At 54.3% G+C, this 16,353-nt stretch carries 20 protein-coding genes and 2 tRNA genes; 11 read left to right on the top strand and 11 right to left on the bottom strand.

Translation table 11 applies throughout. The annotated features are described in order from the left end of the window. Window positions 1-76: 76 nt before the first annotated feature. The 3 genes from RX717_RS06250 to RX717_RS06240 all read right to left on the bottom strand — a co-directional run bounded on the left by RX717_RS06250 (window position 77) and on the right by RX717_RS06240 (window position 3,096). Window positions 77-167 (bottom strand) — tRNA-Ser (locus RX717_RS06250). Between the two features lie 86 nt (window positions 168-253). Then, window positions 254-1,435, bottom strand: a complete 1,182-nt coding sequence (locus RX717_RS06245) for a phosphodiester glycosidase family protein (protein WP_107630684.1) — start codon at window positions 1,433-1,435, stop codon at window positions 254-256. A gap of 29 nt (window positions 1,436-1,464) precedes the next feature. Next, window positions 1,465-3,096, bottom strand: a complete 1,632-nt coding sequence (locus RX717_RS06240; protein WP_107630685.1) for a DEAD/DEAH box helicase — start codon at window positions 3,094-3,096, stop codon at window positions 1,465-1,467. A 126-nt stretch (window positions 3,097-3,222) separates the two neighbouring features. Here RX717_RS06240 and RX717_RS06235 point away from each other — a divergent pair, with 126 nt between their 5' ends. After that, entirely contained in the window at window positions 3,223-4,074 is an 852-nt protein-coding gene (locus RX717_RS06235; RefSeq protein WP_054326164.1) for a putative manganese transporter, read from the top strand. Window positions 4,075-4,121: 47 nt separating this feature from the next. Here RX717_RS06235 and RX717_RS06230 read toward each other — a convergent pair whose 3' ends face one another. From RX717_RS06230 to RX717_RS06220, 3 genes are all read right to left on the bottom strand, one after another. Continuing rightward, window positions 4,122-4,733, bottom strand: coding sequence for a CpXC domain-containing protein (locus RX717_RS06230; RefSeq protein ID WP_107630686.1), 612 nt, complete (start codon window positions 4,731-4,733; stop codon window positions 4,122-4,124). A 141-nt stretch (window positions 4,734-4,874) separates the two neighbouring features. Then, the gene (locus RX717_RS06225; RefSeq protein ID WP_159068045.1) at window positions 4,875-5,249 is read right to left on the bottom strand and encodes a DUF2752 domain-containing protein; all 375 of its coding nucleotides are present in this window, start codon (window positions 5,247-5,249) and stop codon (window positions 4,875-4,877) included. Then, entirely contained in the window at window positions 5,249-6,853 is a 1,605-nt protein-coding gene (locus RX717_RS06220; RefSeq protein ID WP_107630688.1) for an ABC-F family ATP-binding cassette domain-containing protein, read from the bottom strand. The genes RX717_RS06225 and RX717_RS06220 overlap by 1 nt, the downstream gene beginning before the upstream one ends. Window positions 6,854-7,027: 174 nt before the next feature. Here RX717_RS06220 and RX717_RS06215 point away from each other — a divergent pair, with 174 nt between their 5' ends. The 3 genes from RX717_RS06215 (at window position 7,028) to RX717_RS06205 (ending at window position 8,614) form a co-directional block, all read left to right on the top strand. Then, the gene (locus tag RX717_RS06215) at window positions 7,028-7,549 is read left to right on the top strand and encodes a nitroreductase family protein (RefSeq protein WP_107630689.1); all 522 of its coding nucleotides are present in this window, start codon (window positions 7,028-7,030) and stop codon (window positions 7,547-7,549) included. Between the two features lie 16 nt (window positions 7,550-7,565). Beyond that, window positions 7,566-8,282: an NAD-dependent protein deacylase gene (locus tag RX717_RS06210; RefSeq protein WP_054326330.1), complete on the top strand. Its 717-nt coding sequence runs from the start codon at window positions 7,566-7,568 to the stop codon at window positions 8,280-8,282. A gap of 116 nt (window positions 8,283-8,398) precedes the next feature. Continuing rightward, window positions 8,399-8,614: a DUF378 domain-containing protein gene (locus RX717_RS06205; protein ID WP_054326161.1), complete on the top strand. Its 216-nt coding sequence runs from the start codon at window positions 8,399-8,401 to the stop codon at window positions 8,612-8,614. Between the two features lie 47 nt (window positions 8,615-8,661). On the opposite strand, the gene RX717_RS06200 is transcribed toward RX717_RS06205, so the two are convergent. Both RX717_RS06200 and RX717_RS06195 read right to left on the bottom strand, forming a co-directional pair. Continuing rightward, window positions 8,662-9,954: an O-acetylhomoserine aminocarboxypropyltransferase/cysteine synthase family protein gene (locus RX717_RS06200; protein WP_107630690.1), complete on the bottom strand. Its 1,293-nt coding sequence runs from the start codon at window positions 9,952-9,954 to the stop codon at window positions 8,662-8,664. A gap of 250 nt (window positions 9,955-10,204) precedes the next feature. Further along, the gene (locus RX717_RS06195; RefSeq protein WP_054326159.1) at window positions 10,205-11,596 is read right to left on the bottom strand and encodes a glycine--tRNA ligase; all 1,392 of its coding nucleotides are present in this window, start codon (window positions 11,594-11,596) and stop codon (window positions 10,205-10,207) included. A gap of 154 nt (window positions 11,597-11,750) precedes the next feature. Here RX717_RS06195 and RX717_RS06190 point away from each other — a divergent pair. Then, a tRNA-Ala gene (locus RX717_RS06190) sits at window positions 11,751-11,826 on the top strand. A gap of 45 nt (window positions 11,827-11,871) precedes the next feature. Then, the gene (locus RX717_RS06185; protein WP_054326158.1) at window positions 11,872-12,627 is read left to right on the top strand and encodes an MvaI/BcnI family restriction endonuclease; all 756 of its coding nucleotides are present in this window, start codon (window positions 11,872-11,874) and stop codon (window positions 12,625-12,627) included. Window positions 12,628-13,082: 455 nt separating this feature from the next. On the opposite strand, the gene RX717_RS06180 is transcribed toward RX717_RS06185, so the two are convergent. From RX717_RS06180 to RX717_RS06170, 3 genes are read right to left on the bottom strand one after another with little or no spacing between them, the layout of a single operon-like run. Continuing rightward, entirely contained in the window at window positions 13,083-13,796 is a 714-nt protein-coding gene (locus RX717_RS06180) for a DNA-methyltransferase (protein ID WP_316960621.1), read from the bottom strand. Then, window positions 13,796-14,662 carry a DNA-methyltransferase gene (locus RX717_RS06175; RefSeq protein ID WP_107630693.1) on the bottom strand — a complete coding sequence of 289 codons (867 nt, stop codon included), beginning with the start codon at window positions 14,660-14,662 and terminating at the stop codon, window positions 13,796-13,798. The genes RX717_RS06180 and RX717_RS06175 overlap by 1 nt, the downstream gene beginning before the upstream one ends. After that, window positions 14,662-14,871 carry a helix-turn-helix domain-containing protein gene (locus RX717_RS06170; protein ID WP_054326157.1) on the bottom strand — a complete coding sequence of 70 codons (210 nt, stop codon included), beginning with the start codon at window positions 14,869-14,871 and terminating at the stop codon, window positions 14,662-14,664. The genes RX717_RS06175 and RX717_RS06170 overlap by 1 nt, the downstream gene beginning before the upstream one ends. 133 nt (window positions 14,872-15,004) lie before the next feature. On the opposite strand from RX717_RS06170, the gene RX717_RS06165 reads away from it, so the two are divergent. From RX717_RS06165 to RX717_RS06150, 5 genes are all read left to right on the top strand, one after another. Next, a complete protein-coding gene (locus tag RX717_RS06165; RefSeq protein WP_199855175.1) occupies window positions 15,005-15,280 on the top strand; it encodes an aldo/keto reductase in 276 nt (91 codons plus the stop codon). After that, window positions 15,244-15,480 carry an aldo/keto reductase gene (locus RX717_RS15990; RefSeq protein WP_199855210.1) on the top strand — a complete coding sequence of 79 codons (237 nt, stop codon included), beginning with the start codon at window positions 15,244-15,246 and terminating at the stop codon, window positions 15,478-15,480. The genes RX717_RS06165 and RX717_RS15990 overlap by 37 nt, the downstream gene beginning before the upstream one ends. 76 nt (window positions 15,481-15,556) lie before the next feature. After that, on the top strand, window positions 15,557-15,838 hold the full coding sequence (locus RX717_RS06160) for an aldo/keto reductase (protein ID WP_199855176.1): 282 nt from the start codon (window positions 15,557-15,559) through the stop codon (window positions 15,836-15,838). Window positions 15,839-15,925: 87 nt separating this feature from the next. Next, window positions 15,926-16,207, top strand: a complete 282-nt coding sequence (locus RX717_RS06155) for a hypothetical protein (protein WP_242977807.1) — start codon at window positions 15,926-15,928, stop codon at window positions 16,205-16,207. Further along, window positions 16,164-16,352, top strand: coding sequence for a flavodoxin (locus tag RX717_RS06150; RefSeq protein WP_316960620.1), 189 nt, complete (start codon window positions 16,164-16,166; stop codon window positions 16,350-16,352). Before RX717_RS06155 ends, RX717_RS06150 begins: the two co-directional genes overlap by 44 nt. Window position 16,353: the final 1 nt, after the last annotated feature.

The following is a 16,353-nucleotide window of genomic DNA, read 5'->3' as shown; positions in this document are numbered from 1 at the left end:
ATCCGCCAAAAAAGTTTTGAATCCTTCATACAAAAATAAAAATCGCACTTTTCATTCTCAGAAAAGTGCGAAATTTTGGCGGAGAAGGTGGGATTCGAACCCACGTGACGTTTTACCGTCAACTCGATTTCGAGTCGAGCTCGTTATGACCACTTCGATACTTCTCCATTTTGCGCCTGTCCTACAGGCGCTTAATTATTTTACCATATGCTGCGCTGAAACACAAGGCTTTTTTCATTTTCCATCCGGATTTTTATTTTACCAAGAAGGCGTCCGGCAGATAGCGGCCCTCCGGATTCTTGGAAAGTGTGGTCGGGCTGGTGATTTCCCGTCCGTCGTACACCATAACCGAGGACGAGCCTCCGTCCAGCATGGAGGCTTGGTATGCGCCATAGCTCTCCATGATCTCGCCGCAGCGCTCGATCGAAATGCCAAACGAGTGGAACTGCCGCCCGTCCACGACCAGCATAATCACAGTGCCGTCCTCTGCCTGTCCGATCGCAGTACGCGGCTGCTCTTCATTCAGCCCCGTACCCGCGACCAGGTTTTCCCCATTAATGATAAGCGCCGGATGGAATTCGACCGCATCCCGCAGATTGGAGGTATCGCTGAACGCGCCGACCTGCAAATGGTCGTTTTCATCGAAGCCGATGATCTTCCAGCCGTCTCCGACCGCGCTCTGCAGTTTCCTGCCCTCGCTTTTCAGGAACCCATATGGCAGCCCGCCTGTACCGTTCCCCTCATAATCGGCAAAGCCGGATGCGTTGATGCCGAGTATAGCGTCATACGCGCGCGTTATGTCCGACACATAGGAGCCATATTCAAACAAGCCCTCGCAGGTGCCGACAATCACACGCTCCGGCTGCTTGCACAGCGCCAGCTTACCCGCATACTCCATACCGAGCGCGTCCTCGCCGACCACCTCCGCGATCAGGATACCGTATTCCACGTTGATCGCTAACACCGTATCCCCCTGCTTAGTCGTTATGCCGGTATGATAATCCCTTTTGTCCGCTTCGCCGATCAGGTCAATATCAATATGGTCGTATCCGTTGGCTATGTACTCCGGATTGTCCTGAAGGAATTGCTCAAAGCTGTCCCTGTCCAGTTCGGAAAAGGTCTGGTAAAAACGCTCCTTGGGGGTGGATGCCGTCGCCGTATGATTTCCACTGTCTCCCCAGGCGCTTTCCGCGCCCTCCTGCTTCTGGTTCAGCAGATAGCGTTTCACCATGACCTCCTCGATAATATCGTGTGGGATAAACCAGGTGGCCAGCCACTGATGCGTCATCGTCCCCATTGCGGTCTCGATATACCACTCTCGCCAGCGTGTTACAAATGCATTGGGCGTATACAGCAAAAAGGGGTAGACCACGGTCAGGCATATCATAAAAAAACAGGTTAGCCCTAAGGCAAAGCGGTGTCTGGCGCCGTTCATGGTCTGTTTTCTCCCCTTTTACGCTTTTTCTATTTCCCGCTGCGGCGGCGCGGGCTGTGGCGGCGCGCCGTTGCGCTTTTCTTCTCCTGCGGCTGCGCCGCAGGAGATTTTTCCGCCTTCTGTCCGCGGGCCGACAGCGCGGCCTCCACCTTTTTGCGGATACGTTCCGCCGCCTCCGCGCTCAGCGCATAGGCGCGGGACGGGGTATGCGCGTCCACCCGCGGTTCATTTTTTTCAAACCGCGCGTATGGGTCGTTTCTCCGTCCACGTCCGCGGGATACGGATGCGGCGGCGGTGCGCCGCGCGCGCGGTGCGGCCGCTTTCGCGCGCTGCTCCAGCTGCAGCTCCGCCGCTTTTTCCCTACGCGGCGCACGCTTGGCAGGCGCGGCTTTGCGCGCCTTCTGCTTCTCGGCCTTCTCCCGCTCCGCTTCAGCCGCTACCGCCTCTGCGGGGGCATTTTCCGAAACCAGCTTGCGGCGGGTGCGGGTATTCGTCGTTTTGCGCTGGCCGCTCTCCCGCTCTGCGGAGGCCGCTGGCTTTTCCTCATGCGGGATCTCGCCCGCGACCGGTATCTTTTTCCCGATCAGCTTTTCGATATCCGCAAGATACGGCCGCTCGCTCCGGTCACAGAACGAAACCGCCGTCCCCTCCTGTCCGGCGCGGCCCGTGCGGCCAATGCGGTGGACATACGTTTCCGGAATATTGGGCAGCTCGAAATTGATCACAAGCGGCAGCTCGTTGATATCGATGCCACGCGCCGCAATATCGGTCGCGACCAGCACCGCAATCTTGCAGGCCTTGAAATCCGCCAGCGCGGTCTGGCGCTGGTTCTGCGATTTATCGCCGTGGATCGCCTTGGACTTGATGCCCGCGCGGTTCAGGTCGCGCGCCACACGGTCCGCACCGTGCTTGGTGCGCGTAAAGACCAGCGTTTGATGCACGTTGCTTTGACGGATGACCTCGGTCAAAAGTTCCCGCTTTTCCGCTTTTTCGACCAGATACACCTTTTGCTCAATTTTCTCGACCGGCTTGGCGGACGGCGTAATCGAGATCCTTGCCGGATTCTTCAAAAGCCTGTTGGCCAGCGACGCAATCTCCTGCGGAATTGTCGCGGAGAACAGCAGCGTCTGCCGTTCCTCCGGCAGATACTTGATAATGCGCTTGACATCTGGGAAAAAGCCCATATCCAGCATGCGGTCCGCCTCATCCAGCACAAAGCATTCCACCTTGTCCAGCGAAACCAGCTTCTGCCCCATCAGGTCCCACAGCCGGCCGGGTGTTGCGATCAGGATATCCGCGCCGCGCTGCAGCGCTTCCACCTGCGGCACCTGGGAAACGCCGCCGAACACCACCGCGGCTGTGCAGCGCGTATAGCGCGCGTACTGACACACATTTTCATAAATCTGCAGCGCCAACTCGCGGGTCGGCGTCAGGATCAGCGCCCGCACCGCGCCCGTTTCCCCCTGCGCGCATAAGCGTTGGATGATCGGCACGGAAAACGCGCACGTCTTACCCGTACCGGTCTGCGCGCAGCCCATCAGGTCGTGTCCGTCCAGAACGGGCGGAATCGCCTTCTGCTGGATCGGCGTTGGCTGCTCATAGCCCGCCTCTTCCAGCGCTTTGAGAATATTTTTTTCGATCTTTAGTTCTTGAAATTTCATAATATCGTTTCGTTTCCTTTTTTGAATTGGCTGATTCCGGCAAATCCCGCTTGCCCGAACGCACCGCCTTGTGTTATACTATTATAGTACGTTTTTATGCCCCCATTAAATCTGAGGTGAATCTTTTTGCTGCATCTTTTAGCCCATGTGGTACCCGAAGCGTTTTTCGATGTCGTCAAAACCGTACCTCTGCTGCTGCTGGTTTATGCTTTGCTTTACTATATCGAAAACCGCCTCACCAACACCCCCGCGCTGTTGTCCCGCGCGGCGCAATTCGGTCCGGTCGTCGGCGCGCTGGCCGGAACAATCCCACAATGCGGGTTTTCCGCAGCCGCGGCCGCGCTCTTTTCCGCCGGCTATCTCGCCCCCGCGACACTGGTCGCCGTCTTTCTGGCTACCTCCGACGAGGCGGTGCCCGTTATGCTGGCCGGCGGTGCAAGCGTGCCGCAGGTCGTGCTGCTGCTGGCGGTCAAATTCGGCATTGCGGTGATCGGCGGCTATATCCTGCGTTTTACCGTATTCCGTTCCCACCGCGCGGAAAGCGGCGAAGCGCTGGAGATCGAAATGACCGCCTGTGACTGCAGTGCAGGCTCGCCTATTTGGAGCGTTGTCTGGCACACGCTCAAGACCGCGTTCTTCCTGTTTGCCGTACTGCTTGCGCTGAATCTCGTGGTACACGGCATCGGCGAGGAGCGCGTCGCCGCCCTCATGCTGTCGGACAGCATTTTCCAGCCGCTGCTCTGCGCGCTGCTCGGCCTGGTACCCAGTTGTGCGATGAGCGTTTTGCTCTCCGAGCTTTTCGTCAGCGGGACGATCAGCTTCGGCGCTTTGATCGCCGGCCTGTCAACCGGCGCCGGCTTCGGCTACATCGTCCTCTTTGAAGAAAAAGAGGGCCGCCGGCGCGCGCTTCCGGTCATCGCGGCCACGCTCGCCGTTGCAGTCATCGGCGGCACGCTTGTCCAGTTCTTTTACGGATAACACAGCCGGTATTTTCAACAGCCTCTCCTATACGGAGCGGCTGTTTTTTATCCCAGCTCGTGCAGCAGCCCGAGCGCCTCGTGCGCCCAGGTCATGTCAATGCGCGCAAAATCCCCGCCGGTGGTATACAGGTAGTCCTCCACATCACCGTGTATGCGCTGGTAAACCGCCCCCGGCATAGCGGCGTATTGCTCCGCCCCGTCCGACAGCACGGCAACGAACCGGATATCCCCCGTGCGCTCGTCCAGTTCATGAAACAGCAGTTCAACCACATCCAGATCGTGGTCCAGTTGGGTAAACAGCAGCAGCTTCATGATCTCAACCGTGCGGTCGTCCAGGCCGCGCTCCAGAATATTGATCTTTTCGCGGAACGCGTTCATACTGTCCACAATACGCAGGGTATAGCCTGCCAGCGGGTCGAATTCCGCGCGGGGCGCTTCGCCCTCCTCCGGCCACAACCAGACCATAAACTGATTCGACATATCATGGTACAGGCAGGGGTACACCACCAGCACGGTTTCGCCGCAGTTTGGGCATGCGACGCGGAAGCAGGACAGATCCTGCACCTTAGCCCGCAGTTCGGGATTACGGTCAATATTGATATGGTCGAGCATCTTATGGTCGGTCTCGGCCTGACAATGCGGACAGGTAACGGTCATAGCTGCGTTTTCCTCCTCGATATATGCCCAGTTATTTTATAGTATACCACAAAATACCGGATATAGGCAAGCAATCGCGCCGGATTTATCCAGCACAGAAAAGCAGCGCACGGCCCGCGCCGCGCGCTGCTGTATCCGGTTTCAGACAGACCCCCATACCAGCGGGTCGTGCGCGGCCAGACGAACTATCCAGACCGCCGCCCAGAGTGTCATTACACCCCAGAGCAGCGCCCGCTCGCGTGTTTTGCTGCCAAGCAGCGGTTTTTTCCCGAACAGGACATATAAAACCACCGGCGGCAGCACATAGACCATCGGATGATACCGAAACGCTGCCGCAAAATCCAGGCGCAGCAGCGCGTATACCGCGCGAGACAGGCCGCAGCCTGGGCATGGCACGCCGATAAAATGCTGCACCGGACAGCCCCACCCTAGCAGGGAAGCGCTGAGGCTCGCTGCTCCGAACAGCAGCCCGATCACAAGCACGCCGAGCAGCCCCGCCCCGAAACGCCCGCGCATCAGCCCTGATAGGTTTCGCGGAACTCGAGGAACTCGTCGTAAGTGCATTCCTTGTCCAGAACGCCCTGTTCCCGTATCTCGATGATGCGGGTCGCAATGGTCTGCACAAACTCATGGTCATGCGAGGCGAACAGCACCGTACCCTTAAAATCGCGCACGCCGTTGTTCACGGCAGTGATGGATTCCAGGTCCAGATGGTTGGTCGGCTGGTCGATGACCAGCACATTCGAGCCGAACAGCATCATTCGGGCAAGCATCAGGCGCACCTTTTCGCCGCCGGACAGCACGCGCACCGGCTTATACACATCATCGCCCGAGAACAGCATCCGTCCCAAGAAGCCGCGCAGCGTGGACTCCAGCGTATCGGTCTGGGAATAGGGTGCGATCCAGTCGAGCATGTTTTCCTCATGGCCCTCGAAAAAGTCGTTGTTATCTTTGGGGAAATAGCTCTGCGAGGTGGTCACGCCCCACTTGAAGCTGCCCTCGTCCGGCTTAATCTCGCCCATCAGGATTTGGAACAGCGTGGTCATGGCCAGCTCATTATCCGAGATAAAGGCGATCTTATCCCCGCGGCGCACAATGAAAGACACATTATCCAGCACCTTTTCCCCATCAATGGTTTTGGAAATGCCGCGCACCTCTAAGATATCCTTTCCCGCCTCGCGGTCCTGCTGGAACGCGACCCACGGGTAGCGGCGCGAGGAGGCTGGCAGCTCCTCGACGGTCAGCTTGTCGATCAGCTTGCGGCGGCTGGTCGCCTGGCGCGATTTGGACTTGTTGGCCGCAAAGCGCTGGATGAAGTTCTGTAACTCCTTGATCTTTTCCTCGTTCTTGCGGTTCTGGTCTTTAATCATGCGCTGGATGAGCTGCGAGGACTCATACCAGAACTCGTAGTTGCCCACATACAGCTTGATCTTACCGTAATCGATATCCACAATATGGGTACATACGTTATTGAGGAAATGGCGGTCGTGCGACACCACCAGCACAGTGCCCTCAAAGTCCGCGAGGAAGTCCTCCAGCCAGCGCACCGCCTGGATATCCAAGTGGTTGGTCGGCTCGTCCAACAGCAGGATGTCCGGCTTGCCGAACAGCGCGCGGGCAAGCAGCACCTTGACCTTTTCCACGTCCCCGAGGTACTGCATCTCAGTATACAGGATCGCGTCCGCGTCCAGTCCCAGGCCGTTGATGAGCTGCCCCGCCTCGGTTTCCGCGTCCCAGCCGCCCATCTCAGCAAACTCGGCCTCAAGCTCGGCGGCCTTGTTGCCGTCCTCCTCGGTGAAGTCCTCCTTGGTATAAAGCGCGTCCTTTTCGCGCATCACTTCCAGCAGACGCGGGTTGCCACCCAGCACGGTATTCAGCACGCTCTCCTCATTAAAGGCAAAGTGGTCCTGCTTAAGCACGCTCATGCGGGTCTTGGCCGCGATGGACACCGTGCCGGTCGAGGGGTCGAGGTCGCCGGACAAGATGCGCAGAAACGTGGATTTGCCCGCGCCATTGGCGCCGATAACGCCATAGCAGTTGCCCTCGGTGAATTTCAGGTTTACGTCTTTGAACAGCGGCTCGCCGCTGAAGTTCAGGCTCAGGTCGGTAATCGTGATCATATCGCGTTCGTCTCCTCCATCCATTTTTTCAAATCTGTATCAGTATACCATATAAACGCGGTTTTTCACAGTTTTTTTACAACCTTTCCCGCATTTTTGTTCATCTTGTATTGAAACCGGCCGCGCGGAGCGCTATACTATATTTATTCTTATCGTTTAAGGAGGTCTTTCCCTATGTCCAACCTGATGCAAGTCATCCAAAGCCGCCGCTCCACGCGCGCGTTTCAGGCCGAGCTCCCGCCCAAGGAACAGATCATGCAGCTTGTCGAGGCCGCCGAGTGGGCGCCCTCCGGCGTAGGCAAATACCTGTGGCATTTTACAGTCGTTTACAGCGCGGAAAAATCCTACAAGCTCGCCCGCGCAGTCGCTGAGGTGGACAACCGCGGTCCGGAATACAACTTTTACGGCGCTCCGGTCAACATCATCATCTCCTATCAGCGCGGCGAGCACCACGCTTTCGTCGACGGCGCCGCCGCGATGGAGAACCTGCTGCTCATGGCCACCGAGCTGGGGCTTGGTTCTTGCTGGATCAACCAGCTGCGCGAGACCTGCGACATCCCCTCGGTGCGCGCGCTGCTGACCGAATACGGCGTGCCGGAGGACCATATCGTCATCTGCTCCGCCGCGGTCGGCTACATTGCAAAGGAGACCCCCGCCAAGCCCCGCAGGGAGGGTACGGTCACGTTTACGGAATAAAAGGAGGCGCGCCGGTATGGACGCACAGATCGCAAAGTTAAAAGAATGGGTCGATGCGAGCGACAATATCGTTTTCTTCGGCGGCGCAGGCGTATCCACGGAAAGCGGCATCCCTGACTTCCGCTCGGTGGACGGGCTGTATAACCAGCAGTACAAATACCCGCCCGAAACCATTTTGAGCCATACGTTCTTCATGGCTGAGCCGGAGGAATTTTTCCGCTTCTACCGTGCAAAAATGCTTGCGCTGGACGCGCAGCCCAACGCAGCGCACCGAAAGCTGGCAGAATGGGAGCGCATGGGCAAGTGCCGCGCGGTCGTCACGCAAAATATCGACGGGCTGCACCAGAAGGCCGGCTCCGAAGAAGTGCTTGAGCTGCACGGCTCGGTTCTGCGCAACTACTGCATGCGCTGCCGCAAGCCGTACGACGTACGTGACATCGCCGCGGGCAAGGGCGTACCCAAATGCACCTGCGGCGGCACCATCAAACCGGATGTCGTCCTCTACGAAGAAAGCCTGGACAGCGTTACAATCAACAAAAGCGTCGAATACATTGCAAATGCGGATATCCTGATTATCGGCGGCACCTCGCTGGCTGTTTATCCGGCCGCGAGCCTGATCGATTATTACCGCGGTAGCAAGCTGGTACTGGTCAACAAAACCTCTACCCCTGCCGACCGCCGCGCGGATCTGGTCATCCACGCGCCGATCGGCGAGGTTTTCTCACAGCTTTAAAAGGCGCCCCCCAAGCAGCGCAACAGCCGGCTTTGATAAAACAACTATTTTCCGTTCCGTATATTTCTCCCTTTTTCGGCCATACTATTGCAAAACCAAGAGGGGAGATTTTTCAAATGATCGATAAAATCGCGCTGACACTCGCTATCATCGGCGGCCTGAACTGGGGCGGCGTCGGCTTGTTCGGCTTTGACCTCGTCGCATTTCTGTTTGGCGGCTCCGCCAGCGTAATGAGCCGTATCGTCTATTGCCTGGTCGGTCTGGCGGCGGTCTGGTGTATCTCGCTTCTGTTCCGAAATGTCCAGGAGCCTGTAGAGCGACATGCCTCCTGAACAAAAAAGAACACCCGATCGGGTGTTCTTTTTTGCACTTCCATCTTTCATGCGAGCGCCTGCTCCAGGTCGGCCAGAATATCCTTGATATTTTCCGTACCGATCGAAAGCCTGATCGTGTTCGGCTTGATCCCTTGGTCGAGAAGCTCCCGTTCGTTGAGCTGTGAATGCGTCGTGGTCGCTGGATGGATCACAAGGCTCTTAACATCTGCCACATTGGCCAGCAGGGAGAATATCTGCAGCTTATCGATAAAGTGATGCGCCTCCTCCTGCCCGCCTTTGATCTCAAACGTGAAAATAGAGGCGCCGCCCTGCGGAAAGTATCTCTGATAAAGTGCATGATCCGGATGCTCCGGTAAAGAGGGATGATTGACGCGCTCTACCTTGGGGTGCGCTGCCAAGAACGCAACGACCTGTTTTGTATTCTCCGCATGCCGTTCCAGCCGCAGCGACAGCGTTTCCACCCCCTGCAGGAGCAGGAACGCGTTAAACGGCGATATTGCCGCGCCCGTATCGCGCAGCAGAATCGCACGGATGTAGGTGACAAACGCCGCTGAGCCAGCCGCCTCGGTGAACGATACGCCGTGATAGCTGGGATTTGGCTCGCTGATCGGTGCGTACCGGCCAGACGCCGCCCAATTGAATCTACCGCTGTCTATAATCACACCGCCGAGCGTTGTTCCATGTCCCCCAATAAACTTGGTCGCCGAGTGAACGACAATATCCGCCCCATGCTCGATCGGCTGGATCAAATAGGGCGTGCCAAAGGTATTGTCGATCACCAACGGCAGGCCGTGCCGGTGAGCGATCGCCGCGATCGTATCGATATCAGGAATGTCACTATTCGGGTTTCCCAGAGTCTCCAGATAAACCGCCTTTGTATTCGGCTGAATGGCCGCTTCCACCGCCGCAAGATCATGTGCATCCACAAAAGAGGTCGTTATTCCATACTGCGGTAGGGTATGCGCCAACAGATTATAGGTGCCGCCGTAGATCGTCTTTTGCGCCACGATGTGTTCCCCTGCCTGTGCCAGCGCTTGTATCGTATAAGAGATGGCCGCCGCTCCTGACGCGGTCGCTAACGCAGCCGCGCCGCCCTCCAGCGCAGCGAGACGCTTCTCCAGCACCTCCTGCGTCGAATTAGTCAGGCGGCCATAGATGTTCCCTGCATCCTCCAGGCAGAAGCGCGCCGCCGCATGGGCGCAGTTCTGGAAAACGTACGAAGCCGTCTGGTAGATCGGTACCGCGCGTGCGCCGCTTGCCGGATCCGGACTTTCCTGCCCGATGTGGAGCTGCTTGGTTTCAAACGCCCAATTTTCGGTATTTTTTATTGTTGTCATGGTAAGTGCTTCCTTTCCCTTTTGGTTTGTCATTACCGTTATTTCCACAGAAGCTGCGTCACATTCGCCCAAACCGAAAATTAGACCGCAGCAGCGTTTTTAGCCAAAAGCACATGGCGGCTCCTTCCTTAATTTCATATTATTCCAATAGGAATAATAAAATTATAAACTTCCCTACTTTACTTGTCAACCCCCTGTATAGAAAAAACCCGCTGCAAAATGCAGCGGGTTTTTTGAAAACAGCGAATTTTCAGAATGCGATCTTCTTGGCAAGGTAGTCTGCAACATCCTCAATCCGGATGCGCTCCTGTTCCATGGTGTCGCGGTCGCGCACGGTCACGCAGCCGTCCTGCTCGGTTTCGAAATCGACCGTGATGCAGTAGGGGGTGCCAATCTCATCCTCGCGGCGGTAGCGCTTGCCGATCGAGCCAGCGTCGTCGAAATCGACAGAGAACTGCTTTGCCAGCATTTCCCACACCGGCATTGCCTTTTCCGACAGCTTTTTGGACAGCGGCAGCACGGCCGCCTTGAACGGCGCGAGCGCCGGATGCAGGCGCAGCACGGTACGCACGTCGTCCTTGCCGTTCTTATCCTGGCCGACGACCTCTTCGTCGTAGGCATCGCACAGGAAAGCGAGCGCCACGCGGTCCGCGCCGAGAGACGGCTCGATGACGTACGGGATATACTTTTCGTTCCCCTCCTGGTCGAAATACTCCATGGAAACGCCCGAAGTTTTCTGGTGCTGGGTCAGGTCGAAGTCGGTGCGGTCCGCGATGCCCCACAGCTCGCCCCAGCCGAACGGGAACAGGAATTCGATATCCGTGGTGGCATTGGAGTAGTGCGACAGCTCCTCCGGATCATGGTCGCGCAGACGCAGGTTCTCGTCCTTTATGCCAAGGGACAGCAGCCAGTTATGGCAGTAGTCCTTCCAGTATTTGAACCATTCGAGGTCGGTGCCAGGCTTGCAGAAGAACTCCAGTTCCATCTGCTCAAACTCGCGGGTGCGGAAGGTGAAGTTGCCAGGCGTGATCTCATTGCGGAAGGACTTGCCCACCTGTCCCACGCCAAAGGGGATCTTCTTGCGGGTAGTGCGCTGGATATTCTGGAAATTGACAAAAATACCCTGCGCGGTCTCCGGCCGGAGAAAGATCTCATTCTTGGCATTTTCGGTTACGCCCTGATAGGTCTTGAACATCAGGTTGAACTGGCGGATATCGGTGAAGTTATGACCGCCGCAGTTCGGACAGGCAAGCTGATGCTCGTCAATATACGTTTTCATCTGCTCGTTGGTCCAGCCGGCCGGATTCTCGCCGGCCTGCTCCTCGATGAGCTGGTCTGCACGGTGACGAGTTTTGCAGTCCTTGCAGTCCATCAGCGGGTCGGAAAAGCCGCCGACATGGCCGGAAGCGACCCAAGTGGTCGGGTTCATCAGGATCGCCGCATCCAGACCGACGTTATACGGACTCTCCTGCACAAACTTCTTGCGCCACGCGGCCTTAACATTGTTCTTGAACTCCACGCCGAGCGGGCCGTAGTCCCAGGTGTTGGCCAGGCCGCCGTAGATCTCCGAGCCGGAGTATACGAAGCCGCGGCCCTTACACAGGGCAACGATCTTTTCCATGGTTTTTTCGCTGTTGTTCATTTTACATTCTCCTTTTGGCGCATCTGGCTGATGCACGCTTTTTTTGCCAGCCGTTTAAAAAAATGCTTGACATGTTTCCATTCTACATGTATAATTATTACTTGTCAAGGGCAGTTAGTCTGCTACACCCAAGAGCGAAAAATTTTTTATATTTGGGCCTGTAGCTCAGTTGGGAGAGCGTTCGGTTCGCATCCGAGAGGTCGAGAGTTCGAATCTCTTCAGGTCCACCATAGATCCTTATTTTATCGGAAGATAAAATAAGGATTTTTTAGCTTATGCCCAATTTTCACCTAAGCATCAGCGGGCTGGCTGCAGCAGAGCCCGCAGAGCCGCAAAACAGACAAACAATTCATAGAAAGCGAGGAACTGCAATGGCTGATATCTGGACCAAAGAGGCTGTGATAGAACGACTGAAAGAAATCAATTCCAAAGGATTCATTTCCGTTCCCAAAGGTATGTTTCGCGCTGATGACGGAATTGTGGGGCAAATACTAGAACGCGAATTTGGTGTTGCCGAAAACAACCTTCATCTTGCCGATTTAGGCACATATGAGTTAAAAGGAATGCGCAAGAAAAAGGGTAAAACCAGTAAGTTAACCCTATTTCACCAAACATCAACTTCCGGAATGACTCCCAGGCAAATCTTTAACCGCTTTAGTTACGAGAAGCCGTCAAACAGAGACGACTCCTTAAAGCGTAAACTCTTTACAACCATTTACGGAAATAAATTTAATCGCCTTGGTTTTACTCTGCGCGCGCAGGGGGTATCAGAAGTGTGTCTCTATCACGAAGAGGAATACCTGGCAACCTGGGATCTAACAGGCGGGAAAGGAAAAATCAATCAGGTACTATTCGTTCTTGCAGAAACGCAAGGGCCAGCCAACTCAGAATACGAACGATTTCATTTCATTGAAGCCTACATTTTAAGTTCGCCCAAAAACATTTACGACGCTATAAGCAGCGGTGCGGTAGTAATGGAGTTGTGCATAGATCAACCAGCAAACGAGTTCGGAAAAAAAAGCCCCGCATGACCGAGGACCGCATATCCGTATACCAGTAAAAAAACTTTCCACTTTGTTTGAAAGCGTTGAACGAGTCCTGTAAGCATACCAAAGCAAAGGGAGAAGGCCCCATATTTCTGCGAGTCAGACTCGAGATAAAGTATACGCACTGGGAATGTCCCATTAAACACAGCTACGGAACAAAATTTGAAATTCTGCAATCTGCAAACCCATTCCATAGGAAAAACACGTCATTCATCATTATATAAAAAGCAGACAGCCTCATCCACAAAAATGAGACTGTCTGCTTTTACTTTTGTGCTGATTCAGGCTCGGCTGGAAGCGTAAAATCAAGAATATATTCAAATGTTGTTCCCATTGTGATGTAACTGCTCGGCCAACCAAAAATACCGATCCTATTTACCAGATTTCTTCTGTCCCAGATGATTGTATTTCTAAATTCATACCCCGCCTTTACAAGTGCATTAATGATATTGATATGCAGCGGCACCCTTTTTTCCATCAATCCATGCGTCTGTAATATTAATCAGAGCATGGGCCTTTTCCGAAAAGACAGACTTCATTGATGAATAAATTTCGCAAATCGCCGTTTCAAACTGTTCAGCAGAGAGCGTTCCCAAGTCTCGTTCGTCCTGGCTGTACTGCTCCACCTTGAGATATTGTTTATTTTCTCTTAAATCACCGCGTCTGCTCTTGTTTTTTCTTTCTCTATTTAAAATATTGGCATACGGCGGGGATGTGAGTGATAGCTTGACTGTCCTGGGCCTGACCACCTCAGAAAGCGTTCTTGCATCTCTGCAGACAGCAATTTGCTTGCACGGATTGCCGTTTTTTTCATTGTCAACACGACTATTTGACAAATCAACGTATTCTTGCTTCAGGTCAATTCCAATACAGTTTCTTTCAAGGTCCTGTGCTGCAACAAGTGTTGTTCCCGAACCGCAGAAGGGATCTAAAACGAGTTCCCCTTTATGGGTAAATTGTTCTATTACTCTTGTTGCAAGGCCGATCGGAAATACGGCAGGGTGTACTGTTTTATCCCGAACATCGCGAGGTTCATAATTAAAATTCCATACCCCAATCTGGTTTTTCATCCATTCTCTTGCTTCAACACAGGAGAGATACCCTTTTTTGCAGTCACAAAGTCGTTCGCTATTTATTTCAATATAATCAGCCATTACTGCTTGCCTTTTGCCTCCCTAAATCTTTGGCTCGCAAAATTGAAGTATCCTTCGTTGATTTCAAAGCCAATACATTTTCTTCCTAATCGTTCACATACCACCCATGTTGTGCCAGTTCCAAGGAACGGATCAAAAACCGTTCCGCCGGCCGGAGAACCGCATTTTACAATCTGTTCAACCAAGCTCTCTGGAAAAGTTGCAGTATGATCTCCATTCAGGGGCTGCGTGTTGATCGACCATACATCTCCTGGATTTTTCATTTTGCCGTTTTGTCCTAAAACCTTTACAGCGTCAAGATCAAAAAAGTATTTCTTCTTTAGTGTGAAATGAAAAACATGCTCATATGTGTTATTGAATCTATCGGTAACGCTTGCAGGTATACGGTTCGGCTTGTGCCAAATAATGTCATCTCTCAGGAGCCAGCCGTGCTCTTGCATTTCAATGGCAAACCGTGACGGTATCAGCAAAAGCTGTTTGTTTTGATATAGTTTTCCGTTTTGCCTGATTTTGGGCTGAAGCGGCTTAGTTGTAAAAAACTTTTCTTTTCGTTCCTTCTGTACTTCCGTAACATTTCCTTCTCCATCAAGGTATTTCTTCCATGCTCCTGCTCCAGAACCAAAGAATGTGTCCCCTATATTGATAAAAACATTTGCTTCGTCTTTCAGATATGGCTTCAACTCATCAAAAAAATCCGCAAGGCGAGCAACATATGCTTCCGGTGTTTTTTCAGAACCGATTTCGCCCTCGCCATTATAAACACGCTTTGCCCAATAAGGAGGTGATGTAACAAGTAAATCGATTGAATTCTTGGGAACCGATTGAATCAAATCCAATGTATCTCCACACTTAATAAAGTGCTCCATCACTTATTATCCTCCACTATTTGCATGATTTCTTCAATATGGCAGTTTAAGGATAAGCAAATCTTTTCAAGCGAATCAATAGATACCGGCTCATTTTTGCCCAGCTTGGCAAGAACGTTACTGCTGATTCCACACAACTGCTTCAAATCGGTCCGCTTGAGTTTTTTATCTATCAGTAATTTCCAGAGATTATCATAACTAACAGCCATTTGTGATACCTCCCCTTAGCAATGTCATGTATTATACACTAAATGTCATGATATATCAACATCAGAATGTCAACCAAGCAATCGCATACCAATCTCTCTTTTACAGAAATTTTGCTTTATATGCGGCGTCATCATGTTGGACGTAAGCGGCGCCGCTTTTGCACCGCATGCCTCTTGCATCCGCATGCAAACCGTCAAACTGTACAACGGCGTGACCATGCTACTGGAAGGTTTCGGGGGCTTGCAGGTCACCGACAGGGAGGGATGCCTCCGGACCGTACAGCCCGCGCTCGGCGCGGGCTACCGGCGCATTGACACCGCCAGCTCATACCAAAACGAACAGGCGGTGGGCGCGGCGATCCGCGGTAGGAGCTGTTCGTCACCCCCAAGGCGTACATTCACCAGATAGGCTTTGAAAAGACCAAAGCGGCGTTTGCCGAGTCTCTACAGAAGCTGGGGCTGGACTATCTGGACCTGTACCTCATCCACATTCCCTTCGGCGATTACTACGGCGCGCGGCGCGCTATGGAGGAGCTATACCATACCGGAAAGGTGCGGGCCAGCGGCGTGTGCAACTTTGACGCCGCCCTGCTGATGGACCTGTGCTGAATGCGGATACTCGGCCCATGGTCAACCAGATCGAGCGCCATCCCTACTTCCAGCGGAAGGAGGAGCTGCGCGCATCATGGCCGAGCCGGGCGTGCAGCCCGAGGCCTGGGCGCCCTTTGCCGAGGACATGCACGGCATGTTCACCGATCCTGTATTGACGGCAGTCGCCCGCAAGCACGGTAAAAGCGTGGCACAGGTCATCCTACGCTGGGATATCCAGCGGGGCGTGGCTGTCATCCCCAAAAGCGTCCACCGAGAGCGGCGGGCGGAAAACCTGGATGTGTGGGACTTTATGCTGGACCCCGCCGCCCCAGCGAAGTGCGTCGGATATATGACTACCTGCGCAATCCGGTGCTGACCAGCCTGTAACCGCTGCGCCAGCCTTGCACGCGCGGCGCACATAAATGCGGAAACAGCACACCCTTGTCAACAGGAGGATATGCTCATGGAACGTATTTTCAACTTTTTTCTGTCGCTTGTTCTGGCCGCTTCCTGCGCGGCCTTCGGCAGCCCCGCCAATTCAGGCGGAGCGCCACTTCCGGAAAACGGCGCGGGTTCTTCGGCGGTATCCGGCAGCGATCAGAATTCCGGCGTGCAGAGTACGCCGGAGGGAAACACCGGCGCCAAAACGGGCGGCTGGATTCTGGTCGCCTATTTCTCCGCCACCGGAACAACGATGGAAGTTGCGGAAACTATTGCCCAGTCCCTTAAACGCAGACCTTTTTGAAATCCTGCCAGAACAGCCCTATACGGCCGCTGACCTGGATTATAACAGCGACTGCCGCACCAACACCGAACAGCAGGACGAAACCGCCCGTCCCGCGATTTTGCCGGCGGCTGCGTCGTGGAAAACTGGGCGTCTTACGATGTAGT

The organism is Intestinibacillus sp. NTUH-41-i26 (genome assembly GCF_032769475.1).
In the GTDB taxonomy this organism is placed as follows: domain Bacteria; phylum Bacillota; class Clostridia; order Oscillospirales; family Butyricicoccaceae; genus Agathobaculum; species Agathobaculum ammoniilyticum.
This window is presented reverse-complemented; position numbering and strand designations above follow the sequence as displayed.